The organism is Pseudomonas sp. S3_B11 (assembly GCF_054667715.1).
The window spans coordinates 4,527,969-4,542,678 of sequence record NZ_CP162749.1 but is presented as its reverse complement, the minus strand read 5'-3'; the positions used below and the strand labels follow the sequence as shown (position 1 = coordinate 4,542,678).

General features: G+C 62.2%; 17 protein-coding genes. 10 read left to right on the top strand and 7 right to left on the bottom strand.

Annotated features, from left to right (window positions below):
• The first annotated feature begins 121 nt into the window (after positions 1–121).
• Positions 122–679, top strand: coding sequence for a cysteine hydrolase family protein (locus tag AB4O22_RS20440; RefSeq protein WP_460097033.1), 558 nt, complete (start codon positions 122–124; stop codon positions 677–679).
• A 133-nt stretch (positions 680–812) separates the two neighbouring features.
• On the opposite strand, the gene AB4O22_RS20435 is transcribed toward AB4O22_RS20440, so the two are convergent.
• The 4 genes from AB4O22_RS20435 to AB4O22_RS20420 form a co-directional block, all read right to left on the bottom strand.
• Positions 813–1,016, bottom strand: a complete 204-nt coding sequence (locus AB4O22_RS20435; RefSeq protein ID WP_003198420.1) for an SEC-C metal-binding domain-containing protein — start codon at positions 1,014–1,016, stop codon at positions 813–815.
• 5 nt (positions 1,017–1,021) lie between these two features.
• Positions 1,022–1,507 carry an LEA/WHy family protein gene (locus tag AB4O22_RS20430; RefSeq protein ID WP_460097031.1) on the bottom strand — a complete coding sequence of 162 codons (486 nt, stop codon included), beginning with the start codon at positions 1,505–1,507 and terminating at the stop codon, positions 1,022–1,024.
• Between the two features lie 69 nt (positions 1,508–1,576).
• The gene (locus AB4O22_RS20425; protein ID WP_003198424.1) at positions 1,577–2,065 is read right to left on the bottom strand and encodes a YchJ family protein; all 489 of its coding nucleotides are present in this window, start codon (positions 2,063–2,065) and stop codon (positions 1,577–1,579) included.
• A 2-nt stretch (positions 2,066–2,067) separates the two neighbouring features.
• Positions 2,068–2,565, bottom strand: a complete 498-nt coding sequence (locus AB4O22_RS20420; protein WP_027912089.1) for a DUF6231 family protein — start codon at positions 2,563–2,565, stop codon at positions 2,068–2,070.
• 191 nt (positions 2,566–2,756) lie between these two features.
• On the opposite strand from AB4O22_RS20420, the gene AB4O22_RS20415 reads away from it, so the two are divergent.
• From AB4O22_RS20415 to AB4O22_RS20400, 4 genes are all read left to right on the top strand, one after another.
• Positions 2,757–3,452 (top strand): OmpA family protein, encoded by a 696-nt coding sequence (locus tag AB4O22_RS20415; protein ID WP_003198428.1) that lies wholly within the window; start codon positions 2,757–2,759, stop codon positions 3,450–3,452.
• A gap of 90 nt (positions 3,453–3,542) precedes the next feature.
• Entirely contained in the window at positions 3,543–4,268 is a 726-nt protein-coding gene (locus AB4O22_RS20410; RefSeq protein WP_363807051.1) for an OmpA family protein, read from the top strand.
• A gap of 138 nt (positions 4,269–4,406) precedes the next feature.
• Positions 4,407–4,679, top strand: a complete 273-nt coding sequence (locus AB4O22_RS20405) for a DUF1145 domain-containing protein (RefSeq protein ID WP_003198434.1) — start codon at positions 4,407–4,409, stop codon at positions 4,677–4,679.
• Positions 4,672–5,430: a hypothetical protein gene (locus AB4O22_RS20400; RefSeq protein WP_003198436.1), complete on the top strand. Its 759-nt coding sequence runs from the start codon at positions 4,672–4,674 to the stop codon at positions 5,428–5,430. The genes AB4O22_RS20405 and AB4O22_RS20400 overlap by 8 nt, the downstream gene beginning before the upstream one ends.
• Before the next feature lie 127 nt (positions 5,431–5,557).
• Here AB4O22_RS20400 and AB4O22_RS20395 read toward each other — a convergent pair whose 3' ends face one another.
• Positions 5,558–6,022 carry a CopD family protein gene (locus AB4O22_RS20395; RefSeq protein ID WP_003198438.1) on the bottom strand — a complete coding sequence of 155 codons (465 nt, stop codon included), beginning with the start codon at positions 6,020–6,022 and terminating at the stop codon, positions 5,558–5,560.
• Positions 6,023–6,121: 99 nt separating this feature from the next.
• Between AB4O22_RS20395 and dinG the strand changes: the two genes are divergently transcribed.
• The 4 genes from dinG (at position 6,122) to pdxH (ending at position 11,550) form a co-directional block, all read left to right on the top strand.
• On the top strand, positions 6,122–8,266 hold the full coding sequence (dinG, locus tag AB4O22_RS20390; RefSeq protein WP_003198440.1) for an ATP-dependent DNA helicase DinG: 2,145 nt from the start codon (positions 6,122–6,124) through the stop codon (positions 8,264–8,266).
• Between the two features lie 236 nt (positions 8,267–8,502).
• A complete protein-coding gene (locus tag AB4O22_RS20385; protein WP_460097029.1) occupies positions 8,503–9,648 on the top strand; it encodes a serine hydrolase domain-containing protein in 1,146 nt (381 codons plus the stop codon).
• A 117-nt stretch (positions 9,649–9,765) separates the two neighbouring features.
• Complete coding sequence (locus tag AB4O22_RS20380) at positions 9,766–10,878, top strand: OmpA family protein (RefSeq protein WP_460097028.1); 1,113 nt, start codon at positions 9,766–9,768, stop codon at positions 10,876–10,878.
• 24 nt (positions 10,879–10,902) lie between these two features.
• Complete coding sequence (gene pdxH, locus AB4O22_RS20375) at positions 10,903–11,550, top strand: pyridoxamine 5'-phosphate oxidase (RefSeq protein WP_003198446.1); 648 nt, start codon at positions 10,903–10,905, stop codon at positions 11,548–11,550.
• On the opposite strand, the gene AB4O22_RS20370 is transcribed toward pdxH, so the two are convergent.
• Entirely contained in the window at positions 11,547–11,783 is a 237-nt protein-coding gene (locus AB4O22_RS20370) for a hypothetical protein (protein ID WP_003198448.1), read from the bottom strand. The two genes, pdxH and AB4O22_RS20370, sit on opposite strands and share 4 nt — an antisense overlap.
• Positions 11,784–11,952: 169 nt before the next feature.
• Here AB4O22_RS20370 and AB4O22_RS20365 point away from each other — a divergent pair, with 169 nt between their 5' ends.
• Entirely contained in the window at positions 11,953–12,417 is a 465-nt protein-coding gene (locus tag AB4O22_RS20365) for an outer membrane lipoprotein (RefSeq protein ID WP_003184697.1), read from the top strand.
• A 924-nt stretch (positions 12,418–13,341) separates the two neighbouring features.
• Here the strand turns inward: AB4O22_RS20365 and nhaA are convergent.
• Positions 13,342–14,529 (bottom strand): Na+/H+ antiporter NhaA, encoded by a 1,188-nt coding sequence (nhaA, locus tag AB4O22_RS20360; protein WP_223470187.1) that lies wholly within the window; start codon positions 14,527–14,529, stop codon positions 13,342–13,344.
• Positions 14,530–14,710: the final 181 nt, after the last annotated feature.

The following is a 14,710-nucleotide window of genomic DNA, read 5'->3' as shown; positions in this document are numbered from 1 at the left end:
TATTTGTTGGTTTGGCGATGAAACTCCGGGGCTGGGGCATCGCTTTTGCTCGAAGGCTTGCCTGTAGGAAGAGGTGATGCTCAAGTGTGGAAGATTCAGTGATCGAGAAGAGAAAACCGGCATGGAGCTACAACACAACGCAGCGCTGATCCTCATCGATCAACAAAAAGGCATCCTTCATCCCAGGCTCGGCCCTCGCAACAATCCCGAGGCAGAGCTGCGCATGCTCGAGCTACTGGCTTTATGGCGACACACGGCACGACCGGTGATTCACGTCCACCACTTGTCCCGCTCGCCGGACTCGGTGTTCTGGCCGGGGCAGTCGGGCGTGGAGGTCCAGCCACGGTTCGAACCGCTGGCGGGGGAAGGGCTGGTGCAGAAACAAGTACCGGATGCGTTCAGTGGCACGCGCCTGGAGGAAGACCTGCGCAGGGCGGGCATCGGGCAACTGGTGATCGTCGGCGTGGCGACGCACAACTCGGTGGAGTCCACGGCGCGTACGGCCGGCAACCTGGGATTCGACACGTGGGTGGTCGAGGATGCCTGCTTTACCTTCGACAAGAGCGATTACCTCGGCAACGCCCGTTCGGCGGCCGACGTGCATGCCATGTCCCTGGGCAACTTGCATGGCGAGTATGCGACGGTGGTTGCTGTGAAGCGGATTTTGCAGGCGGTCTGACAGACAGGTGCTGAATGTGCCGGCCTCATCGCGAGCAGGCTCGCTCCCACATTGATTCTTCGCAAATCTCCTGTGGGAGCGAGCTTGCTCGCGATGACGGTCTAGCAGGCGAAAAGGTTTTTCGCCCGGACCCTCAAGCCCCGTGGCACTTCTTGAATTTCTTGCCATTGCCGCACGGGCAAGGGTCGTTGCGGCCGACATCCTTCAGGGCGTTGCGCACCGGTTCCTGGTGGGCGTGGCCGCAGTTCGGACCGTGGACATGGCCGTGGTCATGATCGTGATGATGGTCATGATCGTGGTTGCAATCAGGGCCATGGACGTGGGGTTGTTGGGTCATCGGGGTTACTCCGCAATAAAATCGGCGGCGATTATCACGCCATTGCGTTCCAGGTGCACGTAGTGAGCGATGAATAATCCGGTTTCCAGCTCACCTTCCAGACGATAGGGGATCTGTTCCCGGGGTTTCTCCAGCAACTTCACCACCTGCCGCACCTGCGGCCACAGGTTGGTGCGGATCGGCACCTTGAAGTAGGCGCTGTGCCGGGGGCTCACGGTGAACCAGTGTTCATGCTCACCTTCGGTCAGCAACAGGTCGCCCAGGTGGATGCGGTATGTCAGGCCGCGAACGGTCAGGTCGCTGTCGCTGGGGTTATCGACGCGAAAGTGCAGCATGAACTTCTGTTCCAGCAGCCGGGCCCGCACCACCTCGACCTTGACCAGGTGCACCTGTGGTTCAGGGGCTTCTTCACCTTGCCAGGACGCGCAACCGCCGAGCCCGACGAACAGCAGCAGGCAGGTGATGCGCAGCAGGAGTGATGTGGCGGTCATGTCCGAGCCTCTGGTTTACCCCCAGTCTAGCCCCATGGGCCGATGGATGAGTGCCGGACATTTGCGAGATCAACGATTGAAGTAGCCGGCGCAGCACTTTTTGAATTTATGCCCGCTACCGCAAGGGCAGCCGTCGTTGCGGCCGGTCTTGACCGGTACGGTCGGGTCGATGAAGTACCAGCGCCCGCTGTTCTGTACGAAGGAGGACTGCTCGCGGTGGCTGTGCTCGCCCTGGCCGTCGTGCCAGCGTGCCGTGAACGTGACAAAGGCGTGTTCCGGTTGACCACCGAGCACTTCGCTGCTTTCCACTTCCAGCCCCAACCAGGTGCTGTTGGCGCTCCACTCGCTGATCGACTGGCGATCGAGGCCAGGCTGCTGGGCGGGCAGGGTGGTGGCGACCAGGTAATCAACCAGCCCCAGCACATAGGCGCTGTAGCGCGAGCGCATCAAGGCTTCGGCGCAGGGCGCCGGGTGACCGTCGTGGTAGTGGCCGCAGCAGGCGTCCAGTGGGTTTCCACTGCCGCAGGGGCAAATGGGTGTGTGCGGGCTTGTGTTCACGGTTACCACCAGTATTTTCCAAAATTTTCCGGGTTGGCCCAAAAGCGCGAGTTGAGCCAGTCGGGGACCTGTTTGTATTCAAGCAGATCGTAGGTAAACAGGGTCAGGACCTGATCTTCGCGCTGGAATCGCTCGCTGGCTTGCAGGGCCAGGGAAAAAAAGTCCGTCTCTTGCCAGCCGCAGGCGTTGAGGTCTGCCAGCACGGCGATGCGGCTGGCATTGAGATTGCGGATGCCACCCAACAGGTTCAGACCCTCGCGCTTGGGCAAATGCTCCAGGCAATCGAGCGCCAGGGCCAGGTCAAAACGCCGCGCCGCCACCTCCGCCGGCAGTGCGCCGGGGCTGGCGTGGACCACTTCGGTGTCGGGATGGGCCTGCTGGAATGCTTCGAGCGCGGGAAAGCCGCTGGCACCGATCAATAGCAGTTTTTGCGGGGCATAACGGTCAAGCACGGCCGCCAAGGCTTGCTGGGGCGTACGCGCAGAAATGGCAACGGTCATCGAAGTTCCTCAGTCAGAACCACCACGATAGCCTGCCCGGACATCGTGGCCTAGAGCGGTTTGTCCCTGAACGTGCGGAATCTTCGCAAACACGGGGCGAAAACCCGCGATTACTCAGGCTGGCGCAGATTCGAAGACGGGTCTTTACTCCCCTGAATCGGCGACAAGCCGATCCCTCAAGGAGAAAACCGATGAGCATAGTTCGGACAGCGTTACCCCTGGTTCTGCTAACCAGTGTGTTGACTGGTTGCGCAGGTTTGCAGAAAACCGACTGGCCGACCTGTGCCGCCGTCGGCGGTGTGATCGGCGCAGGCTTGGGCGCCACCGAAAGTAGTTCCTGGGCTGGCGGCGGCGCGTTGTTCGTCGGTGGCATGGCGGCGGCTTATTGCTGGGTACACGGCGATGGCGATGAAGACGGCGATGGCGTGCCGGACAGCCGCGACAAGTGCCCGGGCACACCGAAGGGCGTGCAGGTCGATGCCGACGGTTGCCCACCTCCCGCACCACCGCCAATGGCTGAAGAGCCTCCAGTGGTCAAGGAAGAAACCATCGTGATCCGCGACGTGCACTTTGAGTTCAACAAAGCCACGCTGACCCCGGCCGACAAAGATGTCCTGAGCGGCGTTGCGACCCGGCTGAAACAGGAAACGTCCACCACGCAACTGCGGGTCACCGGCCATACCGACAGTGTCGGCAGCGATGCCTACAACCAACGGTTGTCGGAGAAACGGGCCAACTCGGTGGTGCAGTACCTGGTCGACAACGGCGTACCGCGTGCCAGTTTTGTCTCGGTGTCCGGCGCCGGTGAGAGCCAGCCGGTGGCCGATAACAAGACCGCCGACGGCCGCGCAATGAACCGTCGCACGGAAATCAAGATAAACCGTTGAAACCCTTGCCATCCGCGGCTTGTGGAGTTGCGGATGCGGGTCTTTACTCCTGTGTGACCGGTATGGGCCGGTGACACAGGAGCCTTCATCATGAACGTTCTAATCAGGGCCGCCTTACCGGTACTGCTGGCGAGCAGTCTGTTGTCCGGTTGCGCCACTCACAGCGACGGCAGCGCACCTCTCAATCAACGCACCTGGCCAATCTGTAGCCTGATCGGCGGCCTGGTCGGTGGCGGGTTGGGGGCCATTGAAAGCAGCGGTTGGGCCGCCGGTGGCGCCGCGTTGGGGCTGCTGGGCGGTGGTTTGATCTGCTACGCCCAGGATGGCGATGAAGACGACGACGGGGTGTTCGACCGCCGCGACCGTTGCCCTGATACACCGGCCAGTACCCCTGTCGAACATCACGGTTGCCCGGTGCCGCAATACCCGGCCAGTGCCCCACCTGTGGAGCCTGAAGCACCGGCTAGCGAGGTCATCACCCTCAACGATGCCGGCAAGGTACTGTTCGATTTCGACAAATCCGACCTCACCGCAGAAGCTCGAAGCCAGCTCGATGGGCTGATGGGCAAGCTCAGCCATGCCAATGTCGCTAGCATCCGGGTCGTGGGTCACACCGACAGTGTCGGCAGTGATGCCTATAACCAGGGGCTGTCTGAACGTCGGGCCAGCAGCGTCGTGGAGTATTTGCTGACCCAGGGGCTGGCCCCCGACAAACTCACCAGCGAAGGCAAAGGCGAAAGCGAGCCGGTGGCCGACAATGAGACCGACGAAGGACGGGCGCAGAACCGTCGGGTCGAGCTGCATATCCAGCGTTGAAGCGCGGGCCAGGGCTACCGGGTCGTCGGGAAGGCGAGCCGGGGCTCAGGTTAGATTAAATTTGCCTGACCCTCTGGCTTATCCTGCGCGCAAGCCGTTACTGTGCGCGCAAAGAATAATTCCCGATCAGGGGGGCATATGAAGGTGTTTTGGGGGCTGGGGCGCTTGCTGACCCTGTTGTTCTGGCTGGTGGTGCTGGTCAATCTGGTCGTGCCGTTCGTCCATCCGCTGCATCTGCTGGTCAACGTCGCCGGCGCGTTTTTGCTGGTGCTCCATGTGCTGGAACTGCTGTTGTTCAGGGCCAGTTTCCGTGGCCGCCCCGCGCCAGGTCGTGATCGCCTCAGAGTGCTGCTGTTCGGTATCTTCCATTTGCAAACCCTCCCGACCGCGCCAGAGGCTTCCCATGCGTAAATTGTGTCTGCTCGCCGCACTCGTATGCCCGTGGGCTTCGGCCCAGGTGGTCCAGGTCGAAAGCCATTCGTTGATGCGCCTGCCCAACACCACCAGCACCCTGGCCCTCGAGCGACTGGACGTGGCCGACTACGGCACGCTGCTGGTGCCTTCCAATGTCACTGAACTGACCATCGATCAATTGCACCTGGGACGTGAGGCGCGGATCGCCATCGTGCCGGCGCAGCAGGTATTGGAAATGAAAGTGGCCCAGGCTGAGCTGGCCGAGGGCAGCCAGATCACTTCACGCGGCGCACCGGGTACCTATACCAAGGCCGCGCGGCCTGGGCGCGATCTCAACCTGCGTTTCAATGCCTTGAATGCGCCGCTGTTGTCGGTGGATGCCCGCGGTGGTACCGGTGCGCCGGGTTTCGTCGGTCTTGACGGCGCCAATGGCCAGGCGCCGGGTTGCACCTGGGGTTCGGCCGGTCGCGGGGCCGACGGCAGCAATGGCAGCGATGGCCAGCCGGGTGCGGCCGGTGCGCTGGTACGCCTTGAACTGCCCCGCGCCTATCCTGCCGAGCAGATCAAAGTGACGGTGGACGGCGGTGCCGGTGGCGCGGCGGGGCACGGCGGCAAACCCGGGGCGGGAGGCAAGGCCAAGGGCTGCCTGGTCTATACCGCTGACGGCGGCAAAAGCGGTCGTCCTGGCGCTGACGGTCAGCCTGGGCCTGCCGGAGCGGCTGGGGTGGTAACGGTGCAGCGGTTCTGAAGAAAAACCTGATCTGAACCTGTGGGAGCGAGCTTGCTCGCGATAGTGGTATGTCCAGTCACATAAGGCTGACTGATCCACCGCTATCGCGAGCAAGCTCGCTCCCACAGGGTCTTGTACAATCTTTTCAGAACATCGGTCGCGCCGCGCCAATCGCCACCACCAGCAAGCCGATCAACAGGTTGATCCCCACCAACCGCCGAATCTTCCCCAGCACCGCCGCACCCGCCGGCCAGTCCTGCGCCGTCACGGCGCTACGCAATGCCGGCAGCTGCAGGCCTTGGATGCGGATAAACAGCGCTGTCATCACCACGTACAACCCCATCATCACCTGCACGTACCGCGGCGCGGTTTCGAAACCGGCGAAGCGCACATGGATCAGGCCTACACCGCTGATCGGCAAAAGCACCACCGCCACCCAGACCCAGACGAAAAAACGCTGAAACACTTCTACCCACAGCTTGAGCCGGGCAGGGCCCTCAAGCGCCGTCATTGCGGCGGGGCGCAGGATCATCCAGGCGAAAAACATGCCGCCGACCCAGACCAGGGCCGCCAGTAAATGCAGGGTGTAGACGAGGGCAAAGGGTGTCATTGGGTTACTCCGTTCTGCGCAGGATTCATTAGCGGGGTATGATAGCCGCCGATCCGAACCACTGAAAATTTATCCAGCGTTTTTAGCGTCCGACCATACATGATCAGCACCGAACTCAAAACCACGATCCAGGGCGCCTATTCGCGTTTTCTCGAAGCCAAGAGCCTCAAGCCGCGATATGGTCAGCGCCTGATGATTGCCGAAGTGGCAAAAGTCCTGGGTGACATCGACACCGACGACGAAGGCCGGCGCAGTGGCGAGCCCGCTATCGTGGCGGTGGAGGCCGGCACCGGTACCGGCAAGACCGTGGCCTACAGCCTGGCGGCGATTCCCACTGCCAAGGCCGCCGGCAAACGCCTGGTGATCGCCACGGCCACCGTCGCCCTGCAGGAGCAGATCGTCTACAAGGACCTGCCCGACCTGATGCGCAACAGCGGGCTGAACTTCACGTTCGCGCTGGCCAAGGGCCGTGGGCGCTACATGTGCCTGTCCAAGCTCGACATGTTGCTCCAGGAAGGCCACGCGCAGACCGCCACGGCCCAGTTGTTCGAAGAAGAAGGCTTCAAGATCGAAGTCGATGAGGCCAGCCAGAAGCTGTTCACCAGCATGATCGAGAAGCTGGCCGGCAATAAATGGGACGGCGACCGCGACAGCTGGTCCACGGCCCTGGAAGACGCCGACTGGTCCCGCCTGACCACCGATCATAGCCAGTGCACCAACCGGCATTGCCCGAACTTCGGCCAGTGCGCCTTCTACAAGGCTCGCGAAGGCATGGGCAAGGTCGACGTCATCGTCACCAACCACGACATGGTGCTGGCCGACCTGGCCCTGGGCGGTGGTGCGGTGCTGCCGGACCCGCGCGACACGATCTACGTGTTCGACGAAGGTCACCACCTGCCGGACAAGGCCATCGGCCATTTCGCCCATTACACCCGGCTGCGCTCCACCGCCGACTGGCTGGAAACCACTGCCAAGAACCTCACCAAACTGTTGGCCCAGCATCCATTGCCGGGCGACCTGGGCAAGTTCATCGAGCAAGTGCCGGAGCTGGCGCGGGAAATCAAGACGAACCAGCAGTTCATGTTCACCGCTTGCGAGCAGGTGGCCGACTTCAAGCCCGGCGAAGACGTCGAGGGCCGCGAGCGGCCACGCCATCGGTTTGTCGGCGGGGTGATCCCCGAGCACATGCGCGAAATGGGCATCGAGCTCAAGAAAGGTTTCGCACGCCTGACCGACCTGTTCACGCGCCTGACCGACCTGCTCAAGGAAGGCATGGATGGCGAGGTCAACATCGGAATCGCCAGCAACCAGGCCGAGGAGTGGTACCCGCTGTTTGGCAGCCTGTTGTCCCGCTCACAAGGCAACTGGGAACTGTGGACGGCCTTCACCGCCGAAGACCCGGAAGACAACCCGCCAATGGCGCGGTGGCTGACCCTGGCCGAAAGCGGTTCGCTGTTCGATATCGAGGTCAATGCCAGCCCGATCCTGGCGGCGGAAATGCTGCGTCGCAACCTGTGGAACGTGGCCTACGGCGCGCTGGTAACCTCCGCCACGCTGACCGCCCTGGGCACGTTCGACCGCTTCCGCATGCGCGCCGGCCTGCCGAAGAAAGCCGTGACCGCCGTGGTCCCGAGCCCCTTCCACCACGCCGACGCCGGCGTGCTGCGGGTGCCGGACCTCAAGGCCGATCCGCGGGATGCCGCTGCCCACACGGCGGCGATCATCCGCGACCTGCCGGAACTGGTGGAAGGCTCGCGGGGCACCCTGGTGCTGTTTTCCTCGCGCAAACAGATGCAGGACGTGTTCGATGGCCTTGACCGTGACTGGCGCAAGCAGGTGTTCATCCAGGGCAACCTGTCGAAGCAGGAAACCCTGAACAAGCACAAGGCGCGGGTCGATGGTGGGGATTCCAGCGTGCTGTTCGGCCTGGCGAGTTTTGCCGAAGGCGTGGACTTGCCCGGTGCCTATTGCGAGCACGTGGTGATTGCCAAGATTCCGTTCTCGGTCCCCGATGACCCGGTGGAAGCCGCGCTGGCCGAGTGGATCGAAGCCCGAGGCGGCAACCCGTTCATGGAAATTTCCGTACCGGACGCTTCGCTGAAGCTGGTCCAGGCGTGTGGCCGCCTGCTGCGCACCGAGGAAGACCGCGGCACCATCACCTTGCTCGACCGCAGGCTGGTAACCCAGCGCTATGGCAAGGCGATCCTCAACGCGCTGCCGCCGTTTCGGCGGGAGATTTCCTGAGGCTGCTGCGATTTCACGGTGAAGCAATGTATTTGTGGGAGCAAGGCTGCCCGCGATGAAGGCACCTGAGTTTCAGAAAGACCTCGCAGGCCTCATCGCGGGCAAGCCTTGCTCCCACAGGTTCTTCTTGCCACGGTGGGCATGCTTAGCCAGCCGTCTTGCGACGGTTCCCAAAAACCCTAATGGCTGAAACAATGCCTGCCACCTTAAAAGTGTTTGTTTCAAGGGAGTTACGGGTGCAGATTCAAGGCCATTATGAACTTCAGTTCGAGGCGGTGCGTGAAGCGTTCGCGGCGCTGTTCGATAATCCCCAGGAGCGCGGCGCGGCGTTGTGCATCCAGGTGGGTGGTCGCACGGTGATCGATCTGTGGGCCGGTACCGCCGACAAGGATGGCCATGAAGCCTGGCACAGCGACACCATCGCCAACCTGTTTTCCTGCACCAAGACCTTCACCGCCGTCACCGCCCTGCAGCTGGTGGCCGAAGGCAAGTTGCAGCTGGATGCCCCGGTAGCCCGCTATTGGCCCGAGTTTGCCGCCGCCGGCAAGCAATCCATTACCCTGCGTCAGTTGCTCTGCCATCAGGCCGGGCTGCCGGCGCTGCGTGAATTGCTGCCGCCCGAAGCGCTTTATGACTGGCAAGCCATGGTCGATGCCCTGGCCGCCGAAGCACCCTGGTGGACGCCGGGCGAGGGCCACGGTTATGCCGCGATCACCTATGGCTGGCTGATCGGCGAGCTGCTGCGAAGGGCTGATGGGCGTGGTCCGGGTGAGTCCATCGTGGCCCGTGTGGCCGAGCCGTTGGGCCTGGATTTTCATGTTGGCCTGGCCGACGAGGAGTTTCATCGCGTGGCCCACATCGCCCGTGGCAAAGGCAACGTCGGCGATGCCGCGGCCCAACGCCTGCTGCAGGTGACGATGCGCGAGCCCACGGCCATGACCACCCGGGCCTTCACCAATCCGCCGTCGATCATGACCAGTACCAACAAACCGGAGTGGCGGCGCATGCAGCAACCGGCGGCCAACGGCCACGGTAACGCCCGCAGCCTGGCCGGGTTCTATGCGGGGCTGCTGGATGGCAGCCTGCTGGAAGGTGAAATGCTCGATGAACTGACTCGCCAGCACAGCTTCGGCGAGGACAAGACTTTGTTGACCCAGACCCGTTTCGGCCTGGGTTGCATGCTCGACCAACCGGATGTGCCGAATGCGACCTACGGCCTCGGCCCACGGGCGTTCGGTCATCCGGGGGCCGGGGGCTCCTTGGGTTTTGCCGACCCGGAACATGATGTGGCTTTTGGCTTCGTGACCAACACGCTCGGGCCTTACGTATTGATGGACCCGCGCGCGCAGAATCTTGCGAAGGTACTTGCCACTTGTCTATAAAACGCCATTGAAGGCGGCGGGCACCGGAACCTCGGGGCCTTTTCAGTTTCCAAGCGACTGTTTATGCGGCCAAAACATGGCCTTTATTTTCCATTTACATCATTTTGTGGATATCCAATGTCATCGAATAAAACCCTCGCTCTGGCGCTGTGCTTCGCTATCACCGGTTGCGCACAAACCCCACAAAATGATGCCGAAGGCGGCAGTAGCTGGTGGTCGTTCGGCTCTTCCGACAAGGTCGTGGCCAAGGACACGGCGCCAGCGGCGCCCTTGAAACCGACCGCCGTCGCACCGCAAGCCAAGGCCGAGAGCGTCACCCACTGGTGGTGGCCGTTCTCTTCCGATGATGCTGCCGACGTTGCAAAGAAAGATGACGTCAAGCCCCAGGACAAGCCTGAAGCCAAGGCGCCGGCCGTTGCCAAGGCCGAAGCCGAAAGCAACGGCAAGTGGTGGTGGCCGTTTGGCGGCAAGGATCAGGAAACCGCCAAGGCGGTGCCGATGCCCGATCCGAAAGTCACCCAGGCCTGGCTCGACGACTACGAGCCGAAGCTGCGCACGGCTATCCAGGACAGCAAGCTCCAACTCGAGCGCCGCGACAACGTGCTGGTGGTCACCGCGCCCGTGGACGGCTCCTTCAACCCGGACCGTCCGGCCATGCTGCTGCCCGTGACCCTAGGGCCGTTCACCCGCGTGGCGAAGATCCTTGAAGCCGACCCCAAGACAGCCGTGCTGATCCTCGGCCACGCCGACACCTCGGGCGCCGCACCAGCGAACCTGAAGCTCAGCCAGGAGCGTGCCCAGTCCGTGGCGGCGATTTTCCGTCTCAGCGGCCTGCAACGTGATCGCCTGATGCTGCGCGGCATGGGCGCAGTCGCGCCACGTGCGGCCAACGACAGTGTGGAAGGGCGAGCCTTGAACCGTCGCGTGGAACTGCTGGTCACGCCGGCCAACACCATGGTTGCGCTGCTGAGCAAATACAACATGCCGGCCCCGGCACCAGTGACGCTGGTGGCGGCCCAGGACGTGAAGGCCGTGGCCCCGGCCCCAGCGCCTGCGGCGAAAAAAGCCGTGACCCCGACCAGCAAAAAAGCACCGGCCAAAAAAGCCGTGGCCAAGGCACCTGTCAAGAAAGCCCCTGCCAAGGCCACTACCCCGGCGAAGAAAACCCAACCGGCCAAAGCCGCCACCGATACCAAGAAAGTCGCGGCCGCCGATACCCCCAAGCAGTGATGGGCTAACCACAAGGAACGCGCCATGACCCAACCGCTGGCTGATATGCGCCGCGACTACACCCGCGATGGCTTGACCGAGGCGCAAGCTCCGGCCGAGCCGTTTGCACTGTTCCACCAATGGTTCGCCGACGCGGTGAAAACCGAACAGGCCCCGGTGGAGGCCAACGCCATGACCTTGGCGACGGTGGATGCAGAAGGGCGCCCGCATTGCCGGATCCTGCTGCTCAAGGGCCTGGATGCCCTGGGTTTCACGTTCTTCACCAACTACGACAGCGCCAAGGGCCAGCAATTGGCCGCGAATCCATTCGCGGCCATGACGTTTTTCTGGCCGGCCCTGGAGCGCCAGGTGCGCATCGAGGGCAAAGTGGTGAAGGTCACCGCGCAGGAGTCGGACGCGTATTATCAGGTTCGCCCGCTAGGCAGCCGCCTCGGCGCCTGGGCTTCACCCCAGAGCCGAGTGATTTCAGGGCGCGCTGAGCTGGACGACTTGCTCAAGGCCACCGAACAACGCTTCAGCGACAGCCAACCGCACTGCCCGGAACATTGGGGCGGTTATCGTTTGCTGCCCGAGCGCATCGAGTTCTGGCAGGGGCGTCCGAGCCGCCTGCACGATCGCCTCAACTACCGCCTGCAAGGGGCGAACTGGACGCGCGAGCGTCTGGCGCCTTAACTTTCGGGGTAACCTGCCGCAGCGGTTTTAAGCCATTGCGGCAAGTCCCGGCGCTTGACCCCTTGCTCCCGGGCGCGGGCCAATTGTTGCAGCATGTAGGTCTTTTTCTGCTCATCCTGCCCCGCCAGGGACAGCGCCAGGTCGCGGTCCATCCAGCGTTTGATTCGTACGTACAGCCACCAGTGGAAGTACAAACCGGCCACGGTGACCGCGACGATGATGAAATAATCCATGAAAATCCCCGGGTTGATGACGCAGGTTTCGGAAATTGGCGCTACTGTTTGGTGAATTTTTCGGGTGCGCCTGTATCCCACCTGAATGAAAACAATTTTATCCCGGCGAGGCCGTGACAGGCGTCAAGCTGCGGAGTTTAATGAATCCCTGTCTTTTGGAGTTGATGCTATGCGTAAGTCTGTTTTGCTGGTTGCTTCCTTTTCCACGATGGCGATGTTGCTCACTGGCTGTCAGTCGAGCCTGACCGGTGACTCCTACTCCCGTGACGAAGCGCGTCGCGTGCAGACGATTCGCATGGGGACCATCGAGTCCTTGCGCCCTGTGAAGATCGAAGGCACCAAGACCCCAATCGGCGGTGCGGCCGGTGCGGTGGTCGGTGGTGTCGGTGGCAGCGCCATCGGTGGTGGCCGTGGCAGCATCGTCGCCGCTGTGATTGGCGCGGTGGCTGGTGGCCTGATTGGTTCTGCGACTGAGGAAGGCCTGACCCGTACCCAGGGTGTGGAAATCACCGTTCGTGAAGATGACGGTAGCATGCGCGCCTATGTGCAGCAGGTTCAGGAGAACGAGGTGTTCCGTGTGGGTGAGCGGGTTCGTATTTCCACTGTGGATGGTACGAGTCGCGTATCGCACTAAGCTTGAGTCGGTAAGAGAAAACGGCGCTTATTCCGGGAATGGAAAGCGCCGTTTTTTTATGGGGTTGGATTGGATTGGGTACATATCCGTTGCTGTGGTAACGGCCACTTAGGGTTCCGCCCTGACGGCGGCTCACTTTTGAAAAGCGCAAAAGTAACCAAAACGCTCTTGCCCCACCACTCGGTGCCTCGCCTAGGCTCGGCATGCCTGAACGAAGGCCTTGCTCCGTGGGCCCGCCGCGAAGGGCCATCCATGGCCCAGCGCGGCTACCTCGGCATCCATGCCGAGGTGCCCACTGCGCAAGGCCTTCGTTCAGCCATCGTGGTTAACGGGGCGCCCCAGATCAAAAACAGAACCGAGGCGGCCTGATAGCCGACCTGGTTCTGGGTGGGACCGTGTTTCTCCTGTGGGAGCGGGCTCCGGGTGCACACGAATAGGGCGCCTGCTGAAGATCCAATGTGGGAGCGAGCCTGCTCGCGATGGCGGTGGTTCAGTTACATGGATGCTGGGCTTGCTGGCCTCATCGCGAGCAAGCTCGCTCCCACAGGAAAAACGCGGTCCCACCCAGAACCAGGTCGGCTACTAGGCACGCCTCGTGGCGGACGTTGATCTCGGCGCCCCGTTAACCACGCTGGCCGAACGCAGGCATTGCGCAGTGGGTATCCCGGCATGGATGCCGGGATAGCCGCGCTGGGCCATGGATGGCCCTTCGCGGCGGGCCCACGGAGCAATGCCGGAGTGAGGGCACACCGAGCCTAAGCGAGGTGCCAAGTGGTGGGGCAGAAGCGCTTTGCTTACTTTCGCGCTTTTCGAAAGTGAGCCGCCGTCAGGGCGGAACCCTAAGTGGCCGTTACCGCAGAAACGGATATACACACCATTCCTTAACCTCCCATGGCTCTCAAGACGCTAACGCAGAAGCAAGGATCAACCAGGCAATGCAGGCTGCTTGCGACTGGCCGCCGCCGTCACCGCATAACCCAACAACGCCGCCAGTATCGAACCAGTGAGAATCCCCATCCGGTCCATGCCCGCATAGTCGCTGACACCCGGCTCAAACGCGAGGGAGCCAACGAACAGGCTCATAGTGAACCCGATACCGCACAGGATCGCCACCCCCAATACCTGGCCCCAGTTGGCGCCAAGGGGCAGGCTGGCGATGCCGACTTTCACGGCCAGCCAGGTCAGGCCGAAGACGCCGACGGTCTTGCCCAGCAACAGGCCGATGGCAATGCCCATTGGCACATGATGGGTGAAGCTTTCGACGGTGACGCCGCTCAGGGACAAGCCGGCGTTGGCGAAGGCGAACAGCGGCAGGATGCCATAGGCCACCCAGGGATGCAGGGCATGTTCCAGGGTGAGCAGGGGCGAAGTCTCGGCGTTTTTCGTGCGCAGCGGGATGCAGAACGCGAGGGTTACCCCGGCCAGGGTGGCATGGACACCGCTCTTGAGCACGCAGACCCACAGAATCAGGCCCACAACCATGTAGGGCCCGAGCTTGACCACGCCCATCCGGTTCATCGCCACCAGTGCGGCGATGCAGGTTGCCGCCAGTATGAGCGACAGGCTGGACAGGGCGCCGGAGTAAAAGATCGCGATGATGATAATGGCGCCCAGGTCGTCGATGATCGCCAGGGTCATCAGGAACAGCTTGAGCGACACCGGCACCCGCTTGCCCAGCAAGGCCAGCACGCCGAGGGCGAACGCGATGTCGGTGGCCGTCGGAATTGCCCAGCCGGCGAGGGCGGGAGGATTGTCGCGGTTGAGGAACCAGTAGATCAGCGCCGGCACTACCATGCCGCCAATCGCTGCTGCACCGGGCAAGACGATTTGCGACGGTTTCGACAGTTGCCCGCCGAGGACCTCTCGCTTGACTTCGAGGCCGATGAGCAGGAAGAACATCGCCATCAAGCCGTCGTTGATCCACAGCAACAAGGGTTTGGCGATCTTCAACGCGCCGACCTGGGCGACCACCGGCGTGTCCAGCAGACCGTTATACAGCCAGGACAGCGGTGAATTATTGATGGCCAGGGCCAGCAGGGCGGCGGCGATCAGCAGCAGGCCGCTGGCAGCCTCCAGTTGGAAAAAACGTGTCAGAGAATTACGTAGAGCCACGATCGCTCTCCATTCATTGAATCAAAAAGATGGCACACCCTAACCCGTACTGTTAGTTGTTAAAACAAAAGTTATATTCTTTTTTGTTATATGTCGTTACAACGCTTGCTCCACGCAGTCAGGCAGTTATGGGCCATATTGGACCTTAGCTGTACCTGTGCGCGATGTCGGTTTTTTCCTA

Excerpts from the sequence above, each read along its gene's own strand:
- AB4O22_RS20440 (WP_460097033.1), top strand. The coding sequence starts at position 122 with ATGGAGCTACAACACAACGCAGCGCTGATCCTCATCGATCAACAAAAA.
- AB4O22_RS20435 (WP_003198420.1), bottom strand. The coding sequence starts at position 1,016 with ATGACCCAACAACCCCACGTCCATGGCCCTGATTGCAACCACGATCAT.
- AB4O22_RS20430 (WP_460097031.1), bottom strand. The coding sequence starts at position 1,507 with ATGACCGCCACATCACTCCTGCTGCGCATCACCTGCCTGCTGCTGTTC.
- AB4O22_RS20420 (WP_027912089.1), bottom strand. The coding sequence starts at position 2,565 with ATGACCGTTGCCATTTCTGCGCGTACGCCCCAGCAAGCCTTGGCGGCC.
- AB4O22_RS20415 (WP_003198428.1), top strand. The coding sequence starts at position 2,757 with ATGAGCATAGTTCGGACAGCGTTACCCCTGGTTCTGCTAACCAGTGTG.
- AB4O22_RS20410 (WP_363807051.1), top strand. The coding sequence starts at position 3,543 with ATGAACGTTCTAATCAGGGCCGCCTTACCGGTACTGCTGGCGAGCAGT.
- AB4O22_RS20405 (WP_003198434.1), top strand. The coding sequence starts at position 4,407 with ATGAAGGTGTTTTGGGGGCTGGGGCGCTTGCTGACCCTGTTGTTCTGG.
- AB4O22_RS20400 (WP_003198436.1), top strand. The coding sequence starts at position 4,672 with ATGCGTAAATTGTGTCTGCTCGCCGCACTCGTATGCCCGTGGGCTTCG.
- AB4O22_RS20395 (WP_003198438.1), bottom strand. The coding sequence starts at position 6,022 with ATGACACCCTTTGCCCTCGTCTACACCCTGCATTTACTGGCGGCCCTG.
- dinG (WP_003198440.1), top strand. The coding sequence starts at position 6,122 with ATGATCAGCACCGAACTCAAAACCACGATCCAGGGCGCCTATTCGCGT.
- AB4O22_RS20380 (WP_460097028.1), top strand. The coding sequence starts at position 9,766 with ATGTCATCGAATAAAACCCTCGCTCTGGCGCTGTGCTTCGCTATCACC.
- pdxH (WP_003198446.1), top strand. The coding sequence starts at position 10,903 with ATGACCCAACCGCTGGCTGATATGCGCCGCGACTACACCCGCGATGGC.
- AB4O22_RS20370 (WP_003198448.1), bottom strand. The coding sequence starts at position 11,783 with ATGGATTATTTCATCATCGTCGCGGTCACCGTGGCCGGTTTGTACTTC.
- AB4O22_RS20365 (WP_003184697.1), top strand. The coding sequence starts at position 11,953 with ATGCGTAAGTCTGTTTTGCTGGTTGCTTCCTTTTCCACGATGGCGATG.